Genomic DNA, 25,580 nt, shown 5'->3' with positions numbered 1-25,580 from the left:
AGGCTTATGATAGCGCAAAATAGAATAAATATTAAAATTTAAAAAAATACTGAAGTGTATTTTTATGTAAAAGTTTTTCTATCAGTAAAATAAGAAGAAATCCAATGAAATATGCCACAAGGTCCCAAACATCAAACACCGAACCAAGAACGGTCAATATTATTTTTGATTTGATTTTCAGGATTTCGGAGAGCTTTAGAAACTGGAGTAATTCAACCAAAAATGCAAACCCCAAAACCGAAATTGCAATGTTGAAGACATTGTTTTTAATAAAAATTTTTAGAAACGAATACAATAGTAACATAACAAGCACATCGCCCAAAAATCCTCTTATAAAAGGATTGAAGTGGAAATAGGCAATGGTAAATTCAATTAAAAGAAGGATTAGAAATGCACTGAAATAGCGCCATTTTAAATGTTCCATAATTAAAGGTTAAAACCTCACAGGTTTAAGAAACCTGTGAGGTTTATTCATAAGTTTATAACTAGCTTTCATTGTTCCAATCAATCCGTCGCGAAGCGAACATAATGATCGTCAAAATCAAGAACAACCCAATACTGCCCACTAACAAAGCATAGTTTTCCAACTGAATAATTACATATATAAAACCGTATAAGGAAGCCAAAGAAGCGCAGATGAGCAACGGAAATTTAAACCCTTTCAAAATAACGCGGGAATAGACCGTTATCAATGCGAGCACTGAAAAGGCTGCAATGGCATAAGCCTTAAAAAAATTACTGTGTTCAGATATGGAGATTAGTAACGTATAAAACATTACTAAGGCCAAACCAATCATCATATATTGAAACGGATGGATATAAACTTTGCTCACCAATTGAATCAGTAAAAATACCAACAGTGTTAGTCCGATAACCAAAATGCCATATTTGGCGGTGCGTTCGCTTTTTTGGTACTCGTCCACGGGAATGATGAGTTTCGTGCCAAAAGCAGAAGCAGAAAGGTCTGGTAGATACCCAAAAAATGATTGCTCAAATTGTCTATTTATTTGCAGGATGCGCCAAGTGGCCGTAAAACCATCTTGGCTGATTTCCTTATTGGTATCTTCCGGCAGAAAATTACCGTCAAAACTAGGGGAGTGCCAGTTTGATTTCATAGTGGCGTCAGTTTCTTTACCAATGGGCAAAAACTTCAAACTTTCGCTTCCATTTATTTTTAAATTGAATGAAAAGGGAAGTGGCGCAGCGAATATTTCTTTGGCGTTTGCAATGTAATTGCTTTGGATGGTGTTCAAATATTCTGTGGAATACTGTGGTGTCATTGAGAGTTCTACGGAAGCCAGATTCACTACTGGCGTGGTTTTTATTCCTTTTAAATTGGAGGTTTTTAAAAGAACCGTTGTTTTTTCCCAAAGTATGTTTTCATCGAGAATATCGGTATTCGAGAAATCAATTTTTGGGAAATCTCCTTTTACGTCGATAGCTGCTGTATAGACTACCGATTCATAAATGCTTCGGTTCAAGGGCTTGGTGTCAACCTGTGAAGCAATATTGAGTTTGTCTGGAAAAAAGTATGCATTCTCGATTGTTTCCTTCGTTTTTGTATAGTAGGAATTGCTTTTTTCATTGAAGATTTTTTCTTCTGAAATTACTTTGTAGGGAATTTTCACAATAGGGCCAGAGAGCAATACCTCGTTTCCCCATTTCACGTTTATCTCACGGACAACTTCCTCTTGTCTGTAAGCTCTTTCGTTTATGAGCGATTTTACAAATTCCAAAGGAATCAATAAAACCAATAATAAAAACCCAACCACCAACATTCTTGCGGTGATTGAGTTGCGCATCCAATTGCTGAATTTACTTTTTTTCTGTTCCATAATTTACTTTTTTAAAGATTAAATGCATTAGTTAATTGTTTGTGGACTGTAATTAAATTCACTGTACTGACCTTGCAGTTTCTGAAGTTTCAACAATTGTGTTTCAGAAAAAATCACTTTTCTAAATCTTTCAAAATCTGTGTTTAACAATTTTTTGAAATCAAAGTGGTGGAAGGTGTTAGCCTGTTTTCCAATTAAATAGGACTTGTAATAATAGGAGGCATATTCGGGAAGAAGTGTAGTTCCAAATAGAAGCACGCCAGTTAAATATGGGGTTCGCTTGCCATTTCCGTAGCATAAATATTGAAGCGCAATTTCATCTTCCACATTTGTACCGAAACCAGAAAGTACGTGGTAGGCATCGTGCCGTTCCACTTTTCCAATAAGTTCAAAACCATTTTTGTGAAGGAAACTCCCTAAATTTTTTCCGAAGCTGTGATTAGGAAATTCAAGTAATTCAGATGTGCTGATTCCCCAGGGTTCTTTCTTTTTAAATTTTAAATAAATGGCTTGTGACCATTCAAACAGTTTCTCAATCAGCTTTTTTCTCAGTTTCATATTTTAAAGTACTTTGTTTTTCAAAGTGAATAGATAAAAAAATAGAGTTGTTATATTTTTGGTTTTTGAATTAGTTTTTCCAAAGCTTCAATATGTTTTTTGAATTCTGCACGGCCAAGCTTTGTGGCGGTATAATTTGTATTCGGCTTTCTTCCCACAAAACTTTTTTCAACCAAAATATATTCAGCCTGTTCCAGTGCTTTTATGTGGCTGGCCAGATTACCGTCAGTAACATCGAGTAATTCTTTTAGGCGATTAAAATCTGCATCCTCATTTACAACCAGAATGCTCATGATCCCAAGACGAATGCGGTGATCGAATAATTTGTTTATGTTGTCAATTATCCCCACGCTTAGTTTTTTTGCTCTTTTAAATACATAATACTTCCGTAAACAACATGGAAAACTCCGAAGCCCAAGAGCCAGAACCAAAGTCCATACCCAGGGAGCGCAGCACAAATGAGGCCAATGATTATTTCGGCGTAACCTAAATATTTTACGTTGCCTATGGTATATTTTGAAGCATTGACGAGGGCAAGCCCATAAAAGATTAGCATTAACGACGCTGTGAGACCATAATGCTGGCTGTTTAATTTTATGATGATGTATATTCCACCGGTTAGCAAGGGAATTAAAAAGTTAATCAATAAACGGCGGGTTGTAGTGTCCCATATTTTTTCGTTGTTTCTTTTGGCTCTTCGTGTAGTTAAAAGATAGGCTGTAATTACACTTAATATGAGCACGGAGGCCAAGAGGATGAGTAGTAATTTAAAATTCCAACTATGAAGGGTAAGGTATTCTCCAGTTTTTGGAAAGAGATATACATATGCAATTGCTGCTCCCACAAACGCATAGATTCCAGCAAAAATACCAGATAGCCCACTGAGCGAGATAAACCGGGAAGAACGGTCCATTAAATTCTTTATTTCGCTTATGTCTTTTAGATAATCTTTTTCACTCATAATAAAGTACTTTGAAAAACAAAGTAAAACCAAAAAGATTTATTCTGCAAATATATTTTGAAAATATTTTATAGTTGTTTAACCCTATAAACATTGAAAAACAGGAAAAACCCTTAAAAAAAATGGGGGGTTTCCCCCTTGACCCGTATTGTTTTATGCCGCATCTTTGTACCACTAATCATTAATTGGGGAGTTAATAAATAGTGATTTATGAAGGTTGTCCGTAAAGGGCAACCTTTTTTTTATTTATATTATTTCAGGTTTTTATTTTAAAAACAAAAAAAGGGGGAAATCCCCCATGAAAAACAGGGTTTTTCCTCTTGACTGGTTTTATAGTTCTTCGCATCTTTACAAAAGCAAATTAATTGGGGAGTTAATGATGCCATAGTTGAAAAAAGCTGTTCCGTTCGGGAACAGCTTTTTGTTTTTGTAATATATTGAAAAACAGGAAAAACCCTTAAAAAAAATGGGGGATTTCCCTCTTGTTTGGTATTTGTTTTTAGCCCGATATTTGAATACTTATTTGATTGGGGAGTTATATAAGTGAAGAGGTTAATGGCTGTTCCCCAAAAAGGAGCAGCCTTTTTTATTGAAATTTAACAGCTCTTATTTTATAAAGATTTGTTTTTAGCCAAAGTGCCCTGCTATCAAACTATAGCAGGGCACTTTATTTTTTTAGTACCTTCGCGGGTATGAATCCGGCGGGGCTATATATGTTGGAAAAACCGGAACCTTTCCGGACTATGCTACTTCATTTGCAGGCTACTGTAGAGGCCGTGACTCCCAATGCAGAGCTCTTATTTAAATGGAAGCTACCTTTTTTTTATATTGACAACAATCCGTTTTGTTATCTTAATTCTTCGAAAAAATATGTAGATCTTGTTTTTTGGCATGGGGCACATTTAACCAAACATACCCAAGTTTTGATTTCAGATGGAAGAAAACACATGAAATCGCTTCGTTATGAATCACTTGAAGAAATAAATCAGAAAATATTAGTTGACGTTCTTTTAGAGGCCTACGCTTTGCGCGATAGAAAATATTATAAATGATTTATAGTTTTCCGAATCGCTACGAGATCAGTCAATAACTTTTCAAGCAGATTTAAATTGAGCATATTGGCACCATCACTTTTGGCATTTGCAGGATCAAAGTGGGTTTCAATAAAAATTCCATCAGCACCAGTTGCAATTCCAGCACGCGCAATGGTTGAAATCATTTCAGGTCTTCCACCTGTAACACCAGCACTTTGGTTGGGTTGTTGCAAACTGTGGGTTACGTCCAATACCACTGGCGCATATTGTTTCATCGTTGGAATTCCGCGGAAATCAACAATCATATCTTGGTAGCCGAACATGGTTCCACGATCGGTTATAAGTACTTGTTCATTATTACAATCCATTACTTTGGTCACTGCATGTTTCATACTTTCCGGACTCATAAACTGTCCTTTCTTCAAGTTTACCACTTTTCCAGTTTCTGCGGCAGCAACCACCAAATCGGTTTGGCGAACCAAGAATGCGGGTATTTGTAGCACATCCACATATTCTGCTGCCATTGCGGCATCGCTTACCTCGTGAATATCGGTAACGGTGGGAACATCAAAAGTTTCGGAAACTTTTCGGAGGATTTTCAATGCCTTTTCATCTCCAATTCCTGTGAAACTGTCAATCCTGCTTCGGTTTGCTTTTTTGAAACTTCCTTTGAATATGTATGGAATTTCCAGCTTCTCGGTAATTTTCACAATCTTTTCGGCAATTTGCATCGCCATTTCTTCGCCTTCAATGGCACAAGGGCCTGCTAGGAGGAAAAAATTATTTGAATTTGTATGTTTTATTTTTGGGATTTTATTCAGTTGCATCGTAAAAGCTTATTTTAAAACAAAGGTAGTTAAAAGCTTCTTTCTATCAGCTTTGAAAATGCAGTGGACGTTTCCTTCAAAATTATTCTTTCACAATTTTATGGGTTTTTGAATTACCGTTTGCATCTTCAATCTTTAAAAGATAGACTCCAGCTTCGGCTTTAGAAAGGTCAATTTGATTGGTGTTTTGGTTTGTTGCAATGCTTTGCCCCAAAAAATTAAAAACAGAAAGTTGAGGAATAGGAAGCGTTGATTCTATATAGAGAACTCCACTGGTTGGATTTGGATAAATCCGGTAGTTGGCAATTTCATTTTCCGAAATGCCCAAAGTGTTGTTTTTGTACCAAGCCAGTTTGTTGTCACCACTAGAGGCAGAAGCAATATCAAGCCAACCATCGCCATCAAAATCTGCTGCTTTGGCATCGGTTGGGAAATCAACTTCTGTGGTAATAATTTTAGGAGCTCCAAAAGTACCTAGGCCGTCTTGGTTTTCTTTCCAGGAAATATTATTTAAATCTCTATTCCAAAGTAGCATGTCATTGTCGCCATCATTGTCAAGATCATAAAAAAAGTATTGGTCATAAAAATCTAATGGTATAGATTGAAGGTCTCCAAAATTTCCTTGATTATCTAAGTTTTCAAGCCAATGGGTGCTTACAACGGAATTATCATCTACTGAAGTCATAACAATATCCGGTTTACTATCAGTATTCAAATCTACATATTGAAAATCAACAATATTCGTTCCGCCAGACTGTACCCAGATAAATTGGTATATAATCTGCATTGGGCCAAATGTTAAATTACCTAAATTTTTATACCAAAATATCTTACCCTGAGCATAAATAAATTCGGTTGTTAAAATATCCAATAAGCCATCATTGTCAATATCTTCGAGTTCTAATTTTACAAATTCATTATTGTTTTGAATCAATAAATTTTCTCCTCCAAAAGTTCCCTGTCCATCAATATTTTCATACCAAACAATTTGGTTTTCACTATAAGTATCGGTTACTGCTACAAGTAAATCTTGATCTCCGTCATTGTCCATATCTAAGGTTTTAACTGAAGAAATAAAATCCTGTTCATTTATAATTTCCTCCGGACCGAAATTTCCAGAACCATCAAGATTTTCCAACCAAGCAATATAACTTGCATTATTACTGTGATATAAAATATCCATATCGCCATCAGTGTCAATGTCAACAAAATCAACAGAAATATAATAAACCGGAGTTTCGTTGATAATAATTTCTTGACCGAAATTACCCAAACCATCAAGATTTCGGTACCAACTTAGGTTATAAGTTTCACCAGATGCAGTTAAAACATCTATAAGCCCATCATTGTCTATATCAAAAGGAACAGACAAATACGGTTTTTCAGTAGTTGTAGAAATAATCTGTTGCACCCCAAATTGCGCATAGCCTGAAACAGCGTAGCATATTGAAAGTGTGAAAAGTAGAATTGTTTTCATATCAAAATATTTAGAATAAATATATCGCAATTCTTTGACAAAATAAAATCACAACTTTTATTTCTAATCCACTTAGAAACACTACTTTTGCACCCTCCAAAAAAAAGGAGCAAGTTTATGAAAGTCAAAAACATCGCCATTATTGCCCACGTTGACCACGGTAAAACCACATTAGTTGACAAAATTATGCACCATTGTAGCCTTTTCCGTGAAAACGAAAATACAGGTGAACTTATCTTGGATAACAACGATTTGGAACGTGAAAGAGGAATTACCATTACCTCAAAAAACGTTTCCGTTACCTATAAAGACACAAAAATAAATATTATCGATACTCCTGGTCACGCCGATTTTGGTGGAGAAGTAGAGCGCGTACTTAATATGGCCGATGGTGTTTGCTTACTTGTTGATGCTTTTGAAGGACCAATGCCACAAACGCGTTTTGTGCTTCAAAAAGCAATTTCACTTGGTTTGAAACCTTGTGTTGTTATCAATAAAGTAGATAAAGAAAATTGTACTCCCGAAGAAGTTCACGAAGCAGTTTTTGATTTGATGTTTGAATTGGGTGCCGAAGAATGGCAGCTTGATTTTCCAACCGTTTACGGCTCGGCAAAACAAAACTGGATGAGCGATGATTGGAGAAAGCCAACAACTTCTATTGAGCCTCTTTTAGATATGGTTTTGGAGCATGTTCCAACACCAGTGTTTGATGAAGGTACTGTGCAAATGTTGATTACTTCTTTAGACTTTTCTTCATTTACAGGACGAATTGCTATTGGGCGTTTGCAAAGAGGTACCTTAAAGGAAGGAATGCAGATTTCTTTAGTGAAACGTGATGGCACAAAAGTAAAATCAAAAATAAAAGAACTTCACACTTTTGAAGGTTTAGGCCGTAAAAAAGTTACTGAAGTACAAGCAGGTGATATTTGTGCCCTAGTTGGTTTGGAAGGTTTCGAAATTGGTGATACGGTTGCTGATGCTGAAAACCCGGAAGCACTTAAAACCATTGCTATTGATGAGCCAACAATGAGCATGCTTTTCACTATCAACGATTCCCCTTTCTTTGGAAAAGACGGTAAGTTTGTGACTTCACGCCACATTAAAGAGCGTCTTGAAAAGGAATTGGAGAAAAACCTTGCGTTGCGGATGCAGCCAACTGATAGTGCTGATAAATTTATGGTTTTCGGCCGTGGCGTTTTGCACCTTTCAGTTTTGATTGAAACGATGCGTCGCGAAGGTTATGAGCTTCAAATTGGACAGCCACAGGTAATCATCAAGGAAATTGACGGTGTTAAATGTGAGCCAGTTGAAGAAATGACCATTGATTTGCCGGAAGATGTAAGTGGAACTGCCATCAATATGGTAACCATCCGTAAAGGTGAAATGATAAGCATGGAAGGAAAAGGAGATAGAATGGTATGTAAATTCATAATTCCATCCCGTGGAATTATAGGTATGCGTAACCAATTATTGACCGCAACTGCTGGGGAAGCTATTATGACACACCGTTTCTTGGAATACCAACCTTTGAAAGGCGGAATTCCAGAAAGACAAAACGGAAGTTTGGTTTCTATGGAAACTGGTTCTGCAATTCCATATTCTATTGATAAATTACAAGACAGAGGTCGTTTCTTCGTAAATCCAAACGAAGATATTTACGAAGGTCAGGTTATTGGCGAAAACACACGTCAGGATGATATGGCCGTGAATATTACCAAAACCAAAAAACTTTCAAACGTACGTTCTTCAGGAGCTGACGATAAAGCGCGTATTATTCCAGCTATCAAATTTTCTTTGGAAGAAGCTTTGGAATACATCCAAAAGGACGAATACGTTGAGGTTACCCCAAACCACTTAAGACTTCGAAAAATATATTTGAAGGAAGTGGATCGCAAAAGAAATAAATTGTAAAAAAAGAAAATCGCCGAGCAATTCAATAAACTCGGCGATTTTTAGTTAATTTGTTGTCGCCGAAAGGCAAACACAGTATAAAACAATAGGTATGAATTTTCTTTATTTCGATCCAGGGCTGGGAGCAATGATAGTACAGGCGGTAGTGGCAGCAGCTGCTGGCATTTTGCTTTTTTCAAAAAATGTTATGTATAAGGTGAAATCTTTTTTCGGATTGGTAAAAGAAGAGGAAGATACTTACGATTCAATTGACATTGAAGAGGAAGACACCAATACAGATGACAAAAAAAACTGACGCACACCAAGCTTCATTCCGAGATCCTTCAGGATATATGTTTCACGATGGAAAAACCCTGCGAAGGGCCATCAATCCTATTTATTTCCCCCAATACAATAAACTGAAAGAAAGCGGGTTTTTCAAAAACCTAATTTCGAACGGTTTGTTGATTCCGCATGAGGAAACTTCGGCTTCTTCGGAAGAAATAATCATCACTCCGGAAGAAATTCCGTTCATCACAAACCCTTATGAATGGAGCTTTGAGCAATACAAACATGCTGCGCTCCACACTTTAAAAATCCAGAAATACGCACTTTCAAAAGGGTTTATTTTGAAAGATGCCTCTGCTTATAACGTAACATTTCACAAAGGAAAACCTGTTTTTATAGACACCCTTTCTTTCGATTTTTATGAAGAAGGAACACCGTGGCGCGCTTACAAACAATTCATAACGCACTTTTTTGGACCGTTGGTTTTGGCAAAATATCACGGCACCGAAATCTTCAAAATGATGCAAACGCACATTGACGGCATTCCCGTGAAATTGATTTCATCATTGTTGCCCACCCGTACCAAGCTTAGCTCTGTAGTCTATCCAAACATCCATCTATTGGCAAAAATGGAAAGCAAGCACAGCGAAGATTACAAAGCAGAAACCAAAATTGCGACGCTTTCAAAAAAAGCACAGGAGAATATTCTGGAAAGCCTTTATGATTATATAAAAGGCTTGACGCTAAAAGAAGCCAGCGAATGGGGCGATTATTACGATAAAACAAATTATGACGAAGCCGCTTTTCAAGCCAAAAAAACGCTGATAAAAGAATGGATAAAACCATTGGCTCCACAAAAATTGATTGACGTGGGCGGAAACGACGGTACTTTTGCCAGAACTGTCATTGATAGTGTTCCGCACATAATTGTAACGGACATTGATAGCAATGCGGTTGATTACAATTACAAACAGCTTCAGCAAAACAAGGAAACCAATATGCTTCCGTTTGTGTGTGATGTACTGCAACCTGCGCCGGGCATCGGTTTTAACAACACAGAACGAAACTCTTTAATTGAGCGTTTGGCGGAGTATGCGCCGGATGTCACGATGGCTTTGGCTTTAATTCACCATATTACGCTTTCTGGAAATGTTCCTTTTGAAAAATCGGCGGAATTTTTTGCATCCTTTTCAAAAAATCTGATCATCGAATTTCCAAAACGTGAAGATTCTTGGGCAGAGTCATTACTTGTTCGCAAACGCGAATTTATAAACCACTTCGATTTTTACAACGAAACGGAATTTGAAAAGGGGTATCTTAAATATTTCGATTTAGAAAAAAAGGAGGTCGTAAAAGGCACAAAACGTTTACTGTATCTTCTGAAAAACAAAAATAATGGAGCCTAAAAAAAAGCAGGGTTTTTTCTCGGTTTTTTTGAACAACGGGAAAGCCTATACTTTGCTTACGGCTGTTGCGGCTGGGCTTTATCCGCTTTTGTTTTATTATACAAACAATTACAAAATGATAAATTCCTGGGGCCATCTAGGGTATTTTGTTTCCATATTTTTGTTGCTGCCCCTTGTTGTATTTTTTGTAGCCCATAAAATTTCGGAAGTTGGTTTTCTTAAAAAATTGCAACCTTTCGTACTTCCGTTTTTGAACTTTTTCTTTTTCTTTTCTTATTTGAATGTTGCGCTCTATGCCGGATTTAGCTGGATAAGAACACTTATTATTTTTGGAATTGCTATTTTGCTTACAGTAGTACTTCGGAAATTTTTCAAAAAAATAATTGTCTTTCAGTTGATTTTGGCGGTGATCGGTTTTTTCACCTTAACGCCAGTAGTTTTAAAACAGCTAAATTATTCAAAAGAATGGATGAAGCAGCCGGACAATATTGAGGCTGCCATTTTCAAAAAGAAACCAAACATCTACTATATTCAGCCCGATGGATATGCGAATTTTTCGGAATTGAAAAAGGGTAATTACAAGATTGAAAATGCCGAGTTTGAAAGCTTTTTAGCGGAAAACAATTTTAAGGCCTATCCCAATTTCCGAAGTAATTATGCAGCAACATTGCCCACCAATAGCGCAGTGTTTATGATGAAGCACCACTATTACAACAACGGGTCAGATTTTACCGAAACTATTGATGCACGGAATGTTATTGTTTCAGATAACAGTGTTTTGCGCATCTTGAAAAATAATAATTACAGAACATTTTTTCTTACAGAACAGGCCTATTTTTTGACCAATAAACCGAAGTTGGGTTATGATTTCTGTAATTTTTCAACCAAAGAAATCAGCTTTGTTACCACTGGTATTGGAAATCCAAAAGATGTAATAGAACCCTTTAAAGATTATTTGGAAACCTATAAAGAAGGGCCAAATTTCTTTTTTATTGAAATTTTCAATCCTGGGCATATAACCAATACAATAAACGATTCCAAGGGAGTGGAAGGAGAACGTGACCACTACATAGAAAGCTTGAAAGAATCTAATAAAAAACTTACGGAACTCACAAAAACCATCCTTGCCAATGATTCCGAAGCATTGATTGTTATAATGGCTGACCATGGTGGATTTGTAGGGATGACAAATACTGGCGAATCTTATACGAAGAATTCAGATCCGGATTTTGTGAACTCTATATTCAGTACCATACTCGCCATTCACTGGCCCAATGGCCAAGCGCCTAAATTTGACACTAAGCTTAAAACTTCCGTAAATTTATTCCGTATTTTGACTTCCTATTTAAGTGAAGATGATTCGTATCTTTCAAATTTACAACCCGACGAAAGTTACATAATCATCAACTTTGGTGCACCACAGGGCGTTTATGAATATATTAATGGCAAGGGTAATGTAGTTTTTAAGAAGTATTAATGGAAAAAAAAGATAGAAAAAAAGGACGTGTAAATGGTTTTTTTGGAGATAAAACCAAACGCATTGTATTGATTGGTCTCGCGCCCGGCCTTTATCCTTTGTTTTTTTATTTCACCAATAATTTCATGATGATAAACTCATGGAAACATTTGGGTTTTTTTCTAGCACTTTTTGTTTTCTTTCCAATCTGTTTTTTTCTTGTCCTAAACTTTTTGCTGAAAAACCGCAATGATGTTTTAAAAAAGAAAGCTTTTACTTTCTTTAATATTTTGGCATTTGGGCTGTTTATCCAAATTTGTTTAACCGCCACCTTGCAGGTTTTGTATTCGCTACTTACGTTATTGGTGGCTGTTGCAGTTGCTTGGTTTTTGTACAGATTTATTAAAAAAATAATTGCGATTCAATTCATCTTGGCTCTTCTTGGCCTTTTTTGGTTTGTTCCGGTTATGTATAATTATTTAAGTTATTCAGATGATTGGATGGAGCAGCCGGATAATATTACCGAAGCAATTTTCACCAAGCGTCCCAATGTATATTATATAGAGCCCGATGGGTATTTAAATTTTTCTGAATTCAACAAAGGATTTTATAATAGGGATTCAGGTGGTTTTAAGGAATTTTTGGAAAGTAAAAATTTTACACTATACGATGGTTTCCGAAGTAGTTATAATGCTACTTTGCCCAGCAATACTTCCACTTTTGCAATGCGTCACCATTATAATAATATTGGTTTTAATTTGAGCGAAGTTGTAAATGGCCGTAAAATAATTATTACAGAAAACCCGGTACTTAATATTTTCAAAAACAATAACTATAAAACACATTATTTAGCGGAATGGCCTTTCTTTCTATCAAACCTTCCAGAAATGGGGTACGACGTTTGCAATTATAATTATAATGAAGTTGGCTATGTTGGCGATGGTTATTACGAAAAGAAGGACATAATAGAACCTTTAAAAAAATATATAGACGAAGACCGTGACAAGTCCAAGTTCTTTTTTATTCACGTTTTTGAGCCGGGACACGTAGAGTTTTATGAAAAGAAGTCCCTTGGTGCTGAAAAGGAACGCGATAAGTGGTATGAAAAACTAAAAACTGCAAACGAAAAACTGGAAAGTGTCATCAATATTATAACCGAAAAAGATCCCACAGCACTCATCTTCATAATGGCAGATCACGGCGGATATGTAGGTTATGATTATATGGAACAGATTCACAGTAAGATTGAAGATAAGGAAAAGCTACACTCGGCCTTTTCTGTAATTTCTGCCGTAAAATGGCCAAATAATGAACGGTTTGAAGAAGATTCAAAGTTTAAAACTAGCGTAAATGCCTTTCGGATTCTGTTTTCTTATTTATCAGAAAATAAAAAATACCTAGATCATTTAGAAGAAGATGCCAGTTTTGTAAAAATTGAAAAAGGCGCACCAAAAGGTGAATACAAGGTTTTGGATGAAAACGGAAATGCGGTTTTTGAAAAACTTTAGTAGTTACAATGACTCAAAGTTTTGTTATTCCTTACTTTTTTAATCCTAAAATGCTAAAAAATAAGCTGAACAATATAATCTGAACGCCTAAAAGCATTAGCGTTACCGCGGGAATGACTCTTCTGAAAATAGCGGTGCTATGAATGTCACCAAAACGTATGGCTTGCCAATCTGCATAGGCTGATATGCTTAGGATAATTCCTATAATAACCAATAGCAAACCTACAACCAACCCTTTTTCCAAATTGATAAATTTAAAAAGCCGATCGTATTTGCTTGACTTTGGGAGCAATTCATTTTCAACCGTAAAAACTTTTGTAAGCCCATAAAAAAGAATAAGCTGAAATCCAATAAGCATAAAACTGGAAGTAAATAGAAGCGTATGAACGTCAAAATTCACATTGCCAAAACTAACGGGGCCGCTGATTAAAAATGCAGAAGTAATCAATCCAAAAACCATCAACAGTAAACCTGGAAGTAAGAATAACCAGTTTGGGCTGTAAAGCACCAAAAAACGCAGATGCCGCCATCCATCGCGCCAAGTGTTTAAATGTGGTGGACGGGAACGTCCATCTGGGGAAAGTATGGTCGGTACTTCGGCAATTTTAAGATTTTTAAGGCTGGCTTTTACAATCATTTCACTGGCAAATTCCATACCCGTGGTTTTGAGTTCCATTTTATAATAGGCTTCTTTACTGAAACCCCGAAGGCCACAATGGAAATCGCCGATTGTACTTTTAAAGAACAATCTGCCAATAAAAGACAGTACTGGATTTCCCAAATATTTATGCAGAAAAGGCATCGCTCCTTTTTTTATTCCTCCCTTAAAACGGTTGCCCATTACCAAATCAAAACCTTCCCGAAGTTTCAGAACGTAAGGCATTAAATTGCTGAAATCATAACTATCATCGGCATCGCCCATAATAATATAAGTGCCGTCGGCGGCTTCTATTCCGCCTCGTAACGCACTGCCATAGCCTTTTTGGGGAATGTTTACCACAGTGGCGTTTAGGCTTTTGGCAATTTCTTGAGAACCGTCTGTGCTGCCATTATCGGCGATAATCACTTCGCCATTTATGTTTTCACGCTGAAAAAATTTTTGTGCTTTTTCAATGCAGATTGCGAGCGTTTCAGCTTCGTTAAGGCACGGCATTACAACAGATAGCTCTACACTCATGGTTTTGAAGTTATTTTTCTCAATAAAACAATGCCGATCAAAACGGCAAAAAAGTAATTATAAAACAAATATCGCATAATTGAATGTGAAGCGAAAGCAACAAGCATTGCATTGGAAATAATTAGCGTTGTGGCCAACAACAACAGCCCATTGTAAACGGACCATTTTTTTAAAGTAACAATGGTACTATAAACAAAAAGCAGCAATACAAATACTGAAATAAAAATACCTTTGAAACCGTGAAATATCCCTTCAAAGTAAATGGAAATGTATTCTTTGAAGTTGTTTTTCACCAAAACTGGAAGTATATCCTTTGCCGCTTCTTCAATCATTACAACGTTTTCACTAAGGTTTTCAGTTTTGTTTTCAAAATATTTAATTCCTGGAGCATGAAAATTTCGATTGCATATAACCGGAAAATTATCGTGAAAAACCTTGTATTTTGATTTAGCGTCGCCAGAGACTTTCGAGCTTAAAAGGCCTAAACTATCAATTGTTTTATACGTTTTTAGAAAAAGTATTTTTTCATCTTCGGTTTTCAGCTGTGCAACATCTGCTTTTTTTGAAACAAATAGAGGCAAAGTCACCGCGTTCACATAACTAAAAGGCGTGGTTACGAAAAAACCGTGAACTAATTTATGATAGGTTTTGTCTAAAGTCTGTGCGGCAAAAGGCAGTAAAAGCAAAAGGAGAAATAGAAATATTGTTGGCTTTTTGATTGCATTTTTGCGTTCTTTCAAAAGATATAAAACCGCGAGTATGGGTGCAACTACAATAAATTGGCCTCGAGTAAGGCATAATAAAACGAAAACTATGGACAAATGCATTATTTTTTTTCGTTGTTCCCTAAAAAAGAAATCAAAGGAAAAAGAAATAAGCAACAGATAAAGCGGATACGATAATCCTTCGGCACAAATATTATTGGCTACCCAAAGTGGCGGAAAATAGGGAAATATGAGAATTGCCAATAAGGCAAAATATGCTAAATAATTTAAATTCAAAAAATCCTTGAAATTATTGGCTAGTACGGTTATTGAAATGAAACCAAAAATCAGTTGAAACCCCACAACGGCAAAGTCAAAGAAATTTCCAAAAAACAAATCAAACACCCGCAAGAAAATACCATAACCAGGAAATCTATAAAAGTGCAACCTAAAATAGGTATTGGTATCTGGTGTATATAGGGGAGGTTGAAGAATAAAAAAAACAAAGAGAGCTAGATAGATTACTAAAAGTAAAATATCCAAAGACGATAACTTTAGATTTTTTATAGAATATTTGGACAATATGAGAGTTTTATTTAATTATTTGCTGGACTGTAAAACTAAAAATAAATTTTAGCTTTACATGTTTATATTAAAAACCTTTTTTTGGATAAAAATAACGCAATTACCAACCACTTTTTAACGAAAAAATATTCTCTGGAAGATAAAACTTCGTGGAACAACTTTGTAAAATCTGCAAAGAACGCTACCTTTTTGTTTCAGCGCGATTTTATGGACTACCATTCTGATAGGTTTGAAGACTATTCACTGTTGGTTTACAAAGATGAAAAGTTGGTTGCTGTACTTCCGGCAAATATTTCAGGTTCAGAATTGCATTCGCACCAAGGTTTGAGTTATGGAGGTTTGGTTTTGGCCGAAAAAACGACTTTTGAAGAAACATTTCAGATTATTAAAAGCTTACTTTCCTTTCTAAAACAGGAAGATGTTGAAGTTTTAAAATTGAAACTACTTCCAAAAATTTATCACATTATGCCCAGTGATGAAATTGATTATTTGCTTTTTCTTTTGAAAGCCAAACTCATTCGCAGAGATATAACAAGTTGTGTTTTAAACGAAAACGTGCTTAAAATAAATTCCTCAAATCGTTTACGCGGAATTAAAAAAGGAGAGAAAAACGAATTGCAGGTTAGGGAAGGGGGTAAATTTAAAGCTTTTTGGAATGAAGTTTTGGAACCCAATCTTAAGCAGATCCATAACCAGAAACCTGTACATTCCTTAGAAGAAATTACATTACTGCAATCTCGGTTTCCTAAAAACATTAAACAATTCAATGTTTTTAAAAATGATCAAATAGTCGCTGGGACAACGATTTTTGAAACCGCAACAGTTGCGCACGCACAATATATTTCAGCAAATGAAATGGGACGCCAAACTGGCGGCTTGGATTTTCTTTTCAACAATTTATTGCAGCATTATTCCAATAAAAAATATTTTGATTTTGGCATTAGCAACGAAGCACAGGGAATGAAGGTGAATAAAGGTCTTTTAAATTGGAAGGAATCTTTTGGCGGAAGAACCATTGCACATGATTTTTACGAAATCGAAACCGGGAACCACCAACTTTTAAACGACATTTTTCTATGATTCCGTTTTTAGATCTTAAAGCAATAAACCAACGTTTTGAAGTAAAATTTCAAAATAGTTTCAAGCAGTTTCTGGATTCTGGATATTATATTTTAGGAAACCAAGTAAAATTATTTGAAGCAAATTTTGCAGGATATTGCGGAGTAGCGCATTGCATTGGTGTTGGTAACGGCTTAGATGCGCTTCGGTTAATTTTGGAGGGCTATAAAATCCTCGGAAAACTTAAAGAAAATGATGAAGTTTTAGTGGCTTCAAATACATACATCGCAACTATTTTGGCAATAAAGCAAGCAGGTTTGAAACCCGTTTTGGTTGAAGCCGATTTAAACACTTATAATTTTGACCTCGATTCACTAAAAAGCAATATTTCAGAAAAAACGAAAGCAATTATGCCCGTTCATCTTTACGGACAACTTTCGCCAATGGAAGAGATTTTAAAGATTTCGAAAGAATATAATCTTTTGGTGATTGAAGATGCCGCACAAGCACATGGAGCAAAAATGAAAGATGGAAGCCGCGCCGGAAATATAGGTGACGCAGCAGGCTTCAGTTTTTATCCCACCAAAAACCTTGGGGCTTTGGGTGATGGCGGAGCTGTAACGACTAATGATGATGCCTTGGCTGAGGTAATTATGAAACTTAGAAATTATGGTACTTCCACAAAATATGTCAACGATCTTTTAGGGTTTAACTCTAGGCTCGATGAACTGCAAGCAGTATTTTTGGACATAAAATTACCAACTGTAGATTCTGATAACGATAGCCGAAGGACAATTGCAAAAAGATATATTTCCGAAATAAATAATGAAAAGATAACGCTTCCCCATTATGATGGAAGTGAAAACAACGTGTTTCATCTTTTTGTGGTTCGCGTTAAAAATAGGAATACTTTTATAGATCATTTAGATAGAAACGGAATTGGCCATTTAACCCATTATCCAATTCCACCGCACAAACAACAAGCACTTTCTGAGTTTTCGCATTTAAGTTTTCCAAAAGCTGAAAAAATACACAACCAAGTTGTGAGCATCCCAATGAGCCCTATAATGACCGAAGAAGAGGTTGTAAGGGTGATTTCTGTTTTGAATAGTTACTAATTTGAAAATACCCCAGTCCATACGCGGCAATTTACTTTTAAAGATGACTTCTTTAAATGCTGGTGCTATCGTGGTGCGATTGTTTATTTCTGCTATAATTCAACGTTTATTAACGGAATATGTTGGTCCCGTAGGGCAGTATAAAATTGGACAATTAAGAAGTTTATCTATCCTTTTAACCTCAATAACTTCGTTGGGTACTTTTAACGGAATAGTGAAATATATTGCCGAATACAAAAAGGATGAAATAAAATTACAACAATTGTTTTCCTCTGTATTTATATTTCTAATTGTAGGAGTTTCGATCTCTACTTCAGTGCTTTTGTTTTTTTCCAAAGATATTAGCAACTATTTATTTTCAAGCACAGAATATTCCTATTTAATAAAATTGACTGCGATAATCATTCCTTTTATTGCCGTTCAACGGGTTTTCAACGGTGTAATAAATGGACTTTCCGAATATAAAAAATATGCTAAAATAGATTTGATTAGTTATTTGTTTAGCGCATTGCTGACCGTATTTTTTCTTTTTCAATATAATTTAGACGGTGTTTTGGTTGCAATAGCAATTACGCCCGTAGTTCAGGTCTCGGTAATGCTTTTTTTCTTTTATAAAGTACTGAGAGAGTATATTCAGTTTAAAGACCTGACGCTACAGGCGCCTATGGCAAAAGCACTTTTGGCTTTTACGGTTATGTCTTTTGTATCGTCAATTTTATTGCCGATTGTAGAAATAGACATTCGCGGTATGCTAGACGAAAAACTCTCTGGAAGGGATGCTGGAATTTGGACCAATATGACATTTATTTCGCAAAATTACATGGTGTTTTCAAGTTCCATTTTCACCCTTTACGTAATACCGAAATTTGCAGGTATATATAACGCAGGAAATTTTAAGAAAGAAGTTTTCTCTATATATAAAACACTGTTGCCGCTTTTTGCCGGGGGAATGATTTTGGTTTTCTTCTTTAGAAATGTAATCATAGACATTATTTATCCAGGCCAAATTGAAATGGCGCCACTCTTTAAATGGCAACTTATGGGCGACTTTGTTCGGTTGGCTTCTTTGGTTTTGGCACATCAGTTTTTGGCAAAAAAACTGGTTATCAATTTTATATTTACTGAAATAATGTCTTTGGCTCTTTTTTATGGCTTTGCTTATTATTTTACTGGTATCTACGGTGTTGAAGGCGTTGTGATGGCACACTTCTTAAGATATTTGGTTTACTTTTTTGTAGTTCTCTATCTCGTTTCCCGTTATTTTAAAAAGAAGCGTTCTGCAATAGAATAACTTTCAAAATATAATTTTCTAAACTCATTATTTATATTGTCTTTCTTTAGTAATCTCAAAGAAAATTGGGTAATGCAAACAATAGTTTATGGCTATCTTTGCAAAAAAAATCAAAAGCTTAATTTTTCTGAATATTTATGTCCCAACCATTTTTCAATCCTTTCCAAGATTTAATTTTTGACGAACATTTTTGTTTCCTTTCCGGCGTCCTCACTACTGAAAAAATGACCGTTTTCCCGAATTGGTTAATGGATCATTTTAAGTTTGGAGATGAAAAGATTGAAATGATGGATAAAACCAAATCCTACATTTATTCCGATCTCAAGTTGCCTTGTTCTCCAGAAGTAAAAGAGGCATTTGATGCGCTAGATACAAAAATTAAAGCAGCATACAAAAATGGTTTTGAAGGAATGGCTTCACTGGATCAAGAATTACTTTTCCAATGGACGGGCCGAATGGTCTATGGGCTGCTTTATTATGAAATGCTATATGAAAGGGACAGGTTGTTAAAAATGGGTGAGGAATTTGGACTTTCCGAGCATCTCAAAGAAAGGTTTGGCCGTTTTCACTTAATGTTGCAATCCATAATTGAGCCTATTTCCTTTGTTGGAAAAAAACCCTGGAGCATCGTTGTTTTTCCCCTAAAATATTCTGCAGATATCTTTAGCTATCGTGATGATGCAATTAATTTAATGTTTTCATTTGGGGTGAATGGCTTTGGTTTTATTGCTTGTTTGCAAGACAATGGAATAATTGGAGAGAAACAAAAAGAACTGCTCGATAAAATGGAAGGCCAAGTTTTACATCCAATCCAATTTGAAGAGTTGTACGCACGGTTTCACTATTCAGATTATATTTTGCAATACAAACCCGAATACAAAATTGAAAATAATGACAACGGAATTACCATAGAATCACTTCCTATTGAAAAAAAGGGAAGCAAGCCAATTTTTGGGTTTTGGGACGAGGATATATTTGCACAATTGCTCGCAAATTATTGGAGTGTGTATGGCATTGAAAGAGAAGATATTCTTAAATTTCAAAAGCCGCCACTTAGTTTTCTTGAAAATCCATATTCCAAGGATTTTATTAAACCCGAAACAATCGATTTGCCATTCTAACTATTACTCCCAAGTTTCCAGATATTTTTTGGCTATAGAAATATAATCGTGCTCCCGTTCAATAAATTGTCTTGCTTTGGTTAAAATTGAAGCCAATTCTTCTGGATTTAAAATTAAACTTTCCAGTTTCTTAAATAAATAATCCACATCAGGAAGCGCATTTATGCACACTTCATCTTCTTTCAGATTATACAGTTTCAAAAACTCCGTTTCAGCTCCTGTAAAAACAACTTTTCCCTTCGCCATTGCTTCCAATGCGTTATAGCCTTGGTCATATGCAAATACTTGATCTAAAAGTATATGTGCCGAATTATACTTTTCAATATATTCAGCATAAGGAATATTTTCAACACAAATCACTTCAACTTTTTCTGGGTATTTCTGCTGAATTTTTTCAAGTGCAGCTTCAAAATAATCATTTCCTTTTTTAAAATAATTCGCCCGATTGATGCCGTGAAAAACAATGATTTTTTCTTCCGGATTTATGGATTGAAACTTCAGTTTTTCAGTATTTACAGGGTTTGGAATCAATCCTAAATATTTTTCAGTTCCTTGTAGTGGAATGTCATAATCTAAATCAGAAGCTATTACGCCATCAACGTTCTCAAAAACAAAATCATGCAAATCTTTGTATTCAGGTTTTAGATATTTCAACGCAGGAAAAAATTCTTTTTCTGAAACCTTTAATTCAAAAAGCGGATTGAAAATGGAATAGCGAAACTTTTTTTCAAAAGCGAATTTTACACTCGTATAGTCGGTTCCACAGGAAAGCAGGAAAAGTTTTTGGTTATTTTTTTTTAAAAATGAAATGATTTCCTTTTCATATTTGGGCAAAATCCCAAGCGGACTTTCGTTTATCAATTGCACCACATCAAAATTCTTAAATTCCTCTTTCCGCAGAAAAAACTGATTTTTTAATGAAAGTGAAGAAATATCTAAGCCAAAAATTGTAAACAGGCCAACCTTTATTTTTTTTGAAAACCCTGAATCATACTTGCGTTTTAAAAGTATATCTGACGGAAAGTTTTTAAATTCATCGCCCGTGGAAATTAGCGTTACTTCGTGGCCGAGTGCCAGCAATCCTTCTTTTAAGGAATTGTGCAACCTGCTGTATTCGCCCACCAAAAGTATTCGCATAAAAGTTATATTTGCCTTGTGCAACCAAAAATACATAATAAATAACGATGGCCACTGAAAAGAAATTTAAAGTGTGCCTGGTTTCCATCTCGCTTGCTAAAGGCGGCTTGGAGCGGTCATGTGCTATGCTGTCGCAAATGTTGGAGGCAAAAGGTCATGAGGTGCATTTGGTAATTTTGAATGATGAAGTGGATTATCCTTTTAGGGGTAAAATGCTGAATTTGGGAAAGTTGAAAATCGAAAATGATTCTTTGGTAAAGCGATTGCTACGTTTCCGAAAATTTCGAAATTATTTAAAAAAGGAAAAATTTGATGTAATAATAGATCACCGACCAAAAAATAATTTTGAGCGCGAATTGTTTTATTCCAAATTTATTTATCGAGATCTCAACAAAATTTATGTAGTGCACAGCTCCAAAAAAACCGAATACCTCACAGAAAACCCTTCGGCATTTTCAAAAATCTGCAAAAAAAATATTTTGAATGTTGGCGTTTCGGAATATATAGAAAACGAAATTTTGAAGAAGGAAGGAATAGAAAATTCCACAACAATCCACAATGCTTTTGATCCTTCTTGGCTTCAAGAAAACGGCGAGATTCCTAAAATACTTCAAAGCAAAAAATTCATACTTTCTTATGGCCGTTTGGATGATTCAATAAAAGATTTTTCTTTTTTGATTCAAGCTTTTTCTCGGTCGAAAGTCTGGGAAAAAGATTTTCATCTCGTCATTTTAGGTGATGGAAAAGATAAAGAAATGCTTCAAAAACTGGCTACTTTCAAAGAAGGGGCAAAGCAAATCATATTTCTTCCCTTCACCAAAGATCCATTCGAAATCATTAAAAAGGCACATTGCGTAACGCTAACCAGCAAATACGAAGGCTTTCCGATGGTTTTGGTAGAATCACTTTCTTTGGGAACGCCCGTGGTTTCATTGGATATTATTTCAGGTCCTTCGGAAATCGTACAGCACCAAAAAAATGGTTTGCTGATTGCAGAAAGAAGTTTACCTTTATTTACGGAAGCGTTGCAAAAAGTATGTTTTGATGAAACACTTTATAAAACCTTGAAAGAGAACGCTAAACCTTCCGTAGAACAATTTTCAATGCAGTCCATTTCTGAAAAATGGAACCAAACTTTACAGCATGCAATACGTTGATTTGGATAAAATAGAACTAAAGGAAATCCCGAAAATAAGCGATCCAGATGGTCGTGGAAACCTTTCGGTTGTTGAAAAGGATTTTTTGCCTTTTACAATAAAACGCGTTTACTATCTGTATGACGTTCCTAGTTCTTCAACGCGCGGCGGCCACGCCCATAAGGAATTGCAGCAGTTTTTAATTGCGCTAAGCGGCAGTTTTGACGTAGTTTTGGATAACGGAAAAGCACGCAGAACCATAACTTTGAACAAACCCGATAGAGGTTTGCTGATTCCAAATGGGGTTTGGCGGGAATTGGAAGATTTTTCTTCAGGAGCAGTTTGTCTTTCGTTGGTAAGCGAGGAGTATAACGAAGATGATTACATCCGCGAATATGATGAATTCAAATCATTTAAAGGTGCCTAAACGCAACCCCAGCTTTTCCAAGTTGTCTTTTGTTTTTGATAGATACTTCAAAATGGTTTTGTTTTGGCGGAGCAGAAACTGTTGTTTTTTGCTGAGGTTTTCCTGATCTATTTTTTGAAAATTTTTATCAAAAGCTTCTTTGTTTCCTTCGAGTTTAGCCAAAATGCAGAGGGAATATCGGTTTAAGTCCAAAAATTTTTTGAGGGCAGGATTGTCTTTTTCGTATGTTTCATACTTTTCGAAAGAAGCTTTTTGCGATACTTTTAGTCTTGAATTAGAAAGACTTGCCAGCGCATATCTGTAAACCGCACAGGGTTTATTCAAAAAAACAACTGCATATTCTAAGCCTATTCGAATCCACAAGTCCGTATCTTGGCCACTTTTGATTGATGGATCGTAATATCCAATTTTTGAAAATACATTTTTGTGCAACACAGTACTGCTGCTTGTAAGTATTGAGTTTAAAAAACTTGATGAAAAAAAGTCGACAATGCGAACTTCATTTTGCTGCAAATTCAATACAGAATATTCAGAACTATAAAGTTTACTTTTCTTTTCAATGTCTATTGCAGTTGCAAAAACAGATTCATTAGAAAAATCAGTAGTCAACTTATATTGTTCTTCTAAATAAAATGGTAACCAGAAATCATCAGCATCTAAAAGGGCTATATAGTCACTTTTTGTTTCTTTAATTACAAAATTTCGTGCTGCCCCAGCTCCTTGATTCTCCTTTGAAAAATAACGAATGCGCGGATCCTTGAATTTTAAAATTTCAGCTTCGCTATTGTCCGTAGAACCGTCGTTGAGAATCACAACTTCAAAATCAGTAAAAGTTTGCGCTAAAACACTTTTTAATGTTTCAGCGATATACTTTTCTTTGTTAAAGACCGATATGACTACCGAAAATTTAGGCATCTTTTGGTTTTAGGGAACTAAGATAACCCAAGCGATACAAATCAAAAAGGAAAAGTGAGGGTTTTGGAGAGTTTAGGTTTTGTCGCCATTTTTTTTCTGAAATACGGAATAACAGACTTACGGCGAAAAGAAGTCGGCTATTTTTGAGTTTTAAATATGTTTTTAGGATTTTTACTGTATTGCCATCAATTGCGCCGCTTTCATGAAAATTCAACAGGTTTTGAAGTGCCAACTCAGATTTATTTATGAAATCTTCATTTGTTTCAAGATTTAAATGGATCACCGGATTGTCAATATGGTGAATAGGAATATTGTTTTTTTGAAGTTCATTGGCAAAAACGGAATCTTCATAGCCATAGCCAGCTAGTTTTTCGTTGAATTTAATTTTTCGAAAAATTTCTTTTTTGATGGCAAACCCCATCGTTATAAAACTTCGGTATGGATTTTTAAGGCGTTCGGCTAGTGGAAGACTTTCGCGTTCACAACCGTATTTATGACGTAAACTGAAATTTTCTGAATTGTTTTTTGGGTAATCAATTCCGCCAAAAATTATAGAAGTATCTTTTGAAAAAGCCGATAAATACTTCTTTATAAATTCTGAAGAAGAAGGAAAAGTGTCTGCATCTAAAAAAAGCAACCAATTGTGTTTTGCTTTATCAGCCAAAAGATTACGAATTTTACTTCTTCCGATATTTGCTTCTAAAATCTCAAAACAACAATCTTTTAAAGAATTTATTTTTGAATTTTCCCCAACTATTTTTTTGTCTTGGGAAGCATCGTCAAAAACCAAAATTTCGTAAACTATATTTTCACTTTCGCACTGTTCGTGCAAATTTTTTACCAAAGGAAAAACATTGTAATTGTATGTTGGGATGAGGATGGAAATCATTTCTTGGCAATTAATACAGTTTCTTCCATAAACCCGTAACGCTCATTTGCTGGAAAAGTTTTGATTTCAACATTTTGAAAACCGTTTTCTTTCAGCCTTTTTTGCAAACCTTCCACAGAATAAATGCGAACATGGTCTTCCTGCCCAAAAGCTTCCAGTCTTTCTTCGGGAGTTTTTTTTGAGAAATCTTCGTAGATACTACCTTCTTTGTAAGGAGTTTGAATGATGCAAGTTCCACTAGGTTTTAAAACTCGGCACAATTCCTCCATTGCTTTTTTATCGTCTTCAATATGCTCTAAAATATGATAGCAAATTATCAGGTCGAAAAAATTGTTTTCCAAAGGAATTTGGGTGATGTCATACCGATAATCCGCAAGAAATTCATCTTCAAAATCGGTACTGAAATATGTAATTTCAGTTTTTTTCTTAAGCAACCGATAAACACTTCGTGAGGGTGAAAAATGCAGCACCTTTCCGCGGATTAAATCCTTTTCATTAAGAAATGAATAAAGTCGTCTGGTGCGCGAACGGCTACCACAAAAAGGACAAAGCAGGTCGCCATCCGGTATTTCTATAAATTTTTTAATTCCGTGATTGCAAACCGTGCATTCGTGGTTTTTCCCACGTAAATGAAAAGCAAAAATGGCCCTAAAAAAAACCTCATTTTCAAAGAGAATTTTTTTGGGTACTACAGAAAGTGCAACTTTTTTAAGTGCTTGGTACATCCTGCTAAAATACAGGAAAGTTTTTTAAACTTTTAAAACAACTTTGTTGAATAATT

General features: G+C 35.4%; 25 protein-coding genes. 12 read left to right on the top strand and 13 right to left on the bottom strand.

What is annotated here, in order from left to right:
* Positions 1–31: 31 nt before the first annotated feature.
* The 5 genes from Q2U82_RS01385 to Q2U82_RS01365 all read right to left on the bottom strand — a co-directional run bounded on the left by Q2U82_RS01385 (position 32) and on the right by Q2U82_RS01365 (position 3,354).
* Positions 32–424 (bottom strand): DUF2809 domain-containing protein, encoded by a 393-nt coding sequence (locus tag Q2U82_RS01385; RefSeq protein ID WP_410005974.1) that lies wholly within the window; start codon positions 422–424, stop codon positions 32–34.
* Between the two features lie 61 nt (positions 425–485).
* Complete coding sequence (creD, locus tag Q2U82_RS01380; protein ID WP_410005973.1) at positions 486–1,835, bottom strand: cell envelope integrity protein CreD; 1,350 nt, start codon at positions 1,833–1,835, stop codon at positions 486–488.
* Positions 1,836–1,862: 27 nt separating this feature from the next.
* Positions 1,863–2,393, bottom strand: coding sequence for a Coq4 family protein (locus Q2U82_RS01375; protein ID WP_410005972.1), 531 nt, complete (start codon positions 2,391–2,393; stop codon positions 1,863–1,865).
* Positions 2,394–2,443: 50 nt separating this feature from the next.
* Positions 2,444–2,743: a winged helix-turn-helix domain-containing protein gene (locus Q2U82_RS01370; protein ID WP_410005971.1), complete on the bottom strand. Its 300-nt coding sequence runs from the start codon at positions 2,741–2,743 to the stop codon at positions 2,444–2,446.
* Between the two features lie 2 nt (positions 2,744–2,745).
* On the bottom strand, positions 2,746–3,354 hold the full coding sequence (locus Q2U82_RS01365) for a hypothetical protein (RefSeq protein ID WP_410005970.1): 609 nt from the start codon (positions 3,352–3,354) through the stop codon (positions 2,746–2,748).
* Positions 3,355–4,067: 713 nt separating this feature from the next.
* Between Q2U82_RS01365 and Q2U82_RS01360 the strand changes: the two genes are divergently transcribed.
* Complete coding sequence (locus Q2U82_RS01360) at positions 4,068–4,406, top strand: DUF1801 domain-containing protein (RefSeq protein ID WP_410005969.1); 339 nt, start codon at positions 4,068–4,070, stop codon at positions 4,404–4,406.
* Here the strand turns inward: Q2U82_RS01360 and kdsA are convergent.
* On the bottom strand, positions 4,397–5,215 hold the full coding sequence (gene kdsA / locus Q2U82_RS01355; protein ID WP_410005968.1) for a 3-deoxy-8-phosphooctulonate synthase: 819 nt from the start codon (positions 5,213–5,215) through the stop codon (positions 4,397–4,399). The genes Q2U82_RS01360 and kdsA overlap by 10 nt on opposite strands.
* An 82-nt stretch (positions 5,216–5,297) precedes the next feature.
* Entirely contained in the window at positions 5,298–6,692 is a 1,395-nt protein-coding gene (locus tag Q2U82_RS01350; RefSeq protein ID WP_410005967.1) for a T9SS type A sorting domain-containing protein, read from the bottom strand.
* Positions 6,693–6,809: 117 nt separating this feature from the next.
* Here Q2U82_RS01350 and typA point away from each other — a divergent pair, with 117 nt between their 5' ends.
* From typA to Q2U82_RS01325, 5 genes are all read left to right on the top strand, one after another.
* Positions 6,810–8,603, top strand: coding sequence for a translational GTPase TypA (gene typA / locus Q2U82_RS01345; protein WP_410005966.1), 1,794 nt, complete (start codon positions 6,810–6,812; stop codon positions 8,601–8,603).
* A 91-nt stretch (positions 8,604–8,694) separates the two neighbouring features.
* Positions 8,695–8,898 carry a hypothetical protein gene (locus Q2U82_RS01340; RefSeq protein ID WP_068763183.1) on the top strand — a complete coding sequence of 68 codons (204 nt, stop codon included), beginning with the start codon at positions 8,695–8,697 and terminating at the stop codon, positions 8,896–8,898.
* Positions 8,882–10,276, top strand: a complete 1,395-nt coding sequence (locus Q2U82_RS01335) for a class I SAM-dependent methyltransferase (protein WP_410005965.1) — start codon at positions 8,882–8,884, stop codon at positions 10,274–10,276. Before Q2U82_RS01340 ends, Q2U82_RS01335 begins: the two co-directional genes overlap by 17 nt.
* On the top strand, positions 10,266–11,753 hold the full coding sequence (locus Q2U82_RS01330) for a sulfatase-like hydrolase/transferase (protein WP_410005964.1): 1,488 nt from the start codon (positions 10,266–10,268) through the stop codon (positions 11,751–11,753). Before Q2U82_RS01335 ends, Q2U82_RS01330 begins: the two co-directional genes overlap by 11 nt.
* Positions 11,753–13,240: a sulfatase-like hydrolase/transferase gene (locus Q2U82_RS01325; protein ID WP_410005963.1), complete on the top strand. Its 1,488-nt coding sequence runs from the start codon at positions 11,753–11,755 to the stop codon at positions 13,238–13,240. Before Q2U82_RS01330 ends, Q2U82_RS01325 begins: the two co-directional genes overlap by 1 nt.
* Positions 13,241–13,271: 31 nt before the next feature.
* Here Q2U82_RS01325 and Q2U82_RS01320 read toward each other — a convergent pair whose 3' ends face one another.
* Positions 13,272–14,417, bottom strand: coding sequence for a glycosyltransferase family 2 protein (locus Q2U82_RS01320; protein WP_410005962.1), 1,146 nt, complete (start codon positions 14,415–14,417; stop codon positions 13,272–13,274).
* The gene (locus tag Q2U82_RS01315; protein ID WP_410005961.1) at positions 14,414–15,664 is read right to left on the bottom strand and encodes a hypothetical protein; all 1,251 of its coding nucleotides are present in this window, start codon (positions 15,662–15,664) and stop codon (positions 14,414–14,416) included. Before Q2U82_RS01315 ends, Q2U82_RS01320 begins: the two co-directional genes overlap by 4 nt.
* 123 nt (positions 15,665–15,787) lie before the next feature.
* Here Q2U82_RS01315 and Q2U82_RS01310 point away from each other — a divergent pair, with 123 nt between their 5' ends.
* From Q2U82_RS01310 to Q2U82_RS01295, 4 genes are all read left to right on the top strand, one after another.
* Entirely contained in the window at positions 15,788–16,786 is a 999-nt protein-coding gene (locus tag Q2U82_RS01310; protein WP_410005960.1) for a GNAT family N-acetyltransferase, read from the top strand.
* Positions 16,783–17,883, top strand: coding sequence for a DegT/DnrJ/EryC1/StrS family aminotransferase (locus Q2U82_RS01305; protein WP_410005959.1), 1,101 nt, complete (start codon positions 16,783–16,785; stop codon positions 17,881–17,883). Before Q2U82_RS01310 ends, Q2U82_RS01305 begins: the two co-directional genes overlap by 4 nt.
* 1 nt (position 17,884) lies before the next feature.
* The gene (locus Q2U82_RS01300; protein WP_410005958.1) at positions 17,885–19,174 is read left to right on the top strand and encodes an O-antigen translocase; all 1,290 of its coding nucleotides are present in this window, start codon (positions 17,885–17,887) and stop codon (positions 19,172–19,174) included.
* A 137-nt stretch (positions 19,175–19,311) separates the two neighbouring features.
* The gene (locus Q2U82_RS01295) at positions 19,312–20,295 is read left to right on the top strand and encodes a hypothetical protein (protein ID WP_410005957.1); all 984 of its coding nucleotides are present in this window, start codon (positions 19,312–19,314) and stop codon (positions 20,293–20,295) included.
* Between the two features lie 3 nt (positions 20,296–20,298).
* Here the strand turns inward: Q2U82_RS01295 and Q2U82_RS01290 are convergent, their stop codons facing one another.
* Complete coding sequence (locus tag Q2U82_RS01290) at positions 20,299–21,432, bottom strand: glycosyltransferase family protein (RefSeq protein WP_410005956.1); 1,134 nt, start codon at positions 21,430–21,432, stop codon at positions 20,299–20,301.
* A 47-nt stretch (positions 21,433–21,479) separates the two neighbouring features.
* Here Q2U82_RS01290 and Q2U82_RS01285 point away from each other — a divergent pair, with 47 nt between their 5' ends.
* The gene (locus Q2U82_RS01285) at positions 21,480–22,589 is read left to right on the top strand and encodes a glycosyltransferase (RefSeq protein ID WP_410005955.1); all 1,110 of its coding nucleotides are present in this window, start codon (positions 21,480–21,482) and stop codon (positions 22,587–22,589) included.
* The gene (locus Q2U82_RS01280) at positions 22,576–22,995 is read left to right on the top strand and encodes a sugar 3,4-ketoisomerase (RefSeq protein WP_410005954.1); all 420 of its coding nucleotides are present in this window, start codon (positions 22,576–22,578) and stop codon (positions 22,993–22,995) included. Before Q2U82_RS01285 ends, Q2U82_RS01280 begins: the two co-directional genes overlap by 14 nt.
* Here Q2U82_RS01280 and Q2U82_RS01275 read toward each other — a convergent pair.
* From Q2U82_RS01275 to Q2U82_RS01265, 3 genes are read right to left on the bottom strand one after another with little or no spacing between them, the layout of a single operon-like run.
* Positions 22,978–23,910 (bottom strand): glycosyltransferase family 2 protein, encoded by a 933-nt coding sequence (locus Q2U82_RS01275; protein ID WP_410005953.1) that lies wholly within the window; start codon positions 23,908–23,910, stop codon positions 22,978–22,980. The two genes, Q2U82_RS01280 and Q2U82_RS01275, sit on opposite strands and share 18 nt — an antisense overlap.
* Positions 23,903–24,799, bottom strand: a complete 897-nt coding sequence (locus Q2U82_RS01270) for a glycosyltransferase family 2 protein (protein WP_410005952.1) — start codon at positions 24,797–24,799, stop codon at positions 23,903–23,905. Before Q2U82_RS01270 ends, Q2U82_RS01275 begins: the two co-directional genes overlap by 8 nt.
* Positions 24,796–25,524, bottom strand: a complete 729-nt coding sequence (locus Q2U82_RS01265; RefSeq protein ID WP_410005951.1) for a class I SAM-dependent methyltransferase — start codon at positions 25,522–25,524, stop codon at positions 24,796–24,798. Before Q2U82_RS01265 ends, Q2U82_RS01270 begins: the two co-directional genes overlap by 4 nt.
* Between the last annotated feature and the right edge of the window lie 56 nt (positions 25,525–25,580).

The organism is Aequorivita nionensis (assembly GCF_046352995.1).
GTDB classification, from domain to species: domain Bacteria; phylum Bacteroidota; class Bacteroidia; order Flavobacteriales; family Flavobacteriaceae; genus Aequorivita; species Aequorivita nionensis.
This window is presented reverse-complemented; position numbering and strand designations above follow the sequence as displayed.

What these genes read in the sequence shown, in the direction of transcription:
- Q2U82_RS01280 (WP_410005954.1), top strand. Translation starts at nt 22,576, where the DNA reads ATGCAATACGTTGATTTGGATAAAATAGAACTAAAGGAAATCCCGAAA.
- kdsA (WP_410005968.1), bottom strand. Translation starts at nt 5,215, where the DNA reads ATGCAACTGAATAAAATCCCAAAAATAAAACATACAAATTCAAATAAT.
- creD (WP_410005973.1), bottom strand. Translation starts at nt 1,835, where the DNA reads ATGGAACAGAAAAAAAGTAAATTCAGCAATTGGATGCGCAACTCAATC.
- Q2U82_RS01365 (WP_410005970.1), bottom strand. Translation starts at nt 3,354, where the DNA reads ATGAGTGAAAAAGATTATCTAAAAGACATAAGCGAAATAAAGAATTTA.
- Q2U82_RS01295 (WP_410005957.1), top strand. Translation starts at nt 19,312, where the DNA reads ATGTCCCAACCATTTTTCAATCCTTTCCAAGATTTAATTTTTGACGAA.
- Q2U82_RS01360 (WP_410005969.1), top strand. Translation starts at nt 4,068, where the DNA reads ATGTTGGAAAAACCGGAACCTTTCCGGACTATGCTACTTCATTTGCAG.
- Q2U82_RS01350 (WP_410005967.1), bottom strand. Translation starts at nt 6,692, where the DNA reads ATGAAAACAATTCTACTTTTCACACTTTCAATATGCTACGCTGTTTCA.
- Q2U82_RS01305 (WP_410005959.1), top strand. Translation starts at nt 16,783, where the DNA reads ATGATTCCGTTTTTAGATCTTAAAGCAATAAACCAACGTTTTGAAGTA.
- Q2U82_RS01265 (WP_410005951.1), bottom strand. Translation starts at nt 25,524, where the DNA reads ATGTACCAAGCACTTAAAAAAGTTGCACTTTCTGTAGTACCCAAAAAA.
- Q2U82_RS01375 (WP_410005972.1), bottom strand. Translation starts at nt 2,393, where the DNA reads ATGAAACTGAGAAAAAAGCTGATTGAGAAACTGTTTGAATGGTCACAA.
- Q2U82_RS01285 (WP_410005955.1), top strand. Translation starts at nt 21,480, where the DNA reads ATGGCCACTGAAAAGAAATTTAAAGTGTGCCTGGTTTCCATCTCGCTT.
- Q2U82_RS01270 (WP_410005952.1), bottom strand. Translation starts at nt 24,799, where the DNA reads ATGATTTCCATCCTCATCCCAACATACAATTACAATGTTTTTCCTTTG.
- Q2U82_RS01330 (WP_410005964.1), top strand. Translation starts at nt 10,266, where the DNA reads ATGGAGCCTAAAAAAAAGCAGGGTTTTTTCTCGGTTTTTTTGAACAAC.
- Q2U82_RS01325 (WP_410005963.1), top strand. Translation starts at nt 11,753, where the DNA reads ATGGAAAAAAAAGATAGAAAAAAAGGACGTGTAAATGGTTTTTTTGGA.
- Q2U82_RS01385 (WP_410005974.1), bottom strand. Translation starts at nt 424, where the DNA reads ATGGAACATTTAAAATGGCGCTATTTCAGTGCATTTCTAATCCTTCTT.
- Q2U82_RS01275 (WP_410005953.1), bottom strand. Translation starts at nt 23,910, where the DNA reads ATGCCTAAATTTTCGGTAGTCATATCGGTCTTTAACAAAGAAAAGTAT.
- Q2U82_RS01340 (WP_068763183.1), top strand. Translation starts at nt 8,695, where the DNA reads ATGAATTTTCTTTATTTCGATCCAGGGCTGGGAGCAATGATAGTACAG.
- Q2U82_RS01320 (WP_410005962.1), bottom strand. Translation starts at nt 14,417, where the DNA reads ATGAGTGTAGAGCTATCTGTTGTAATGCCGTGCCTTAACGAAGCTGAA.
- Q2U82_RS01290 (WP_410005956.1), bottom strand. Translation starts at nt 21,432, where the DNA reads ATGCGAATACTTTTGGTGGGCGAATACAGCAGGTTGCACAATTCCTTA.
- typA (WP_410005966.1), top strand. Translation starts at nt 6,810, where the DNA reads ATGAAAGTCAAAAACATCGCCATTATTGCCCACGTTGACCACGGTAAA.
- Q2U82_RS01335 (WP_410005965.1), top strand. Translation starts at nt 8,882, where the DNA reads ATGACAAAAAAAACTGACGCACACCAAGCTTCATTCCGAGATCCTTCA.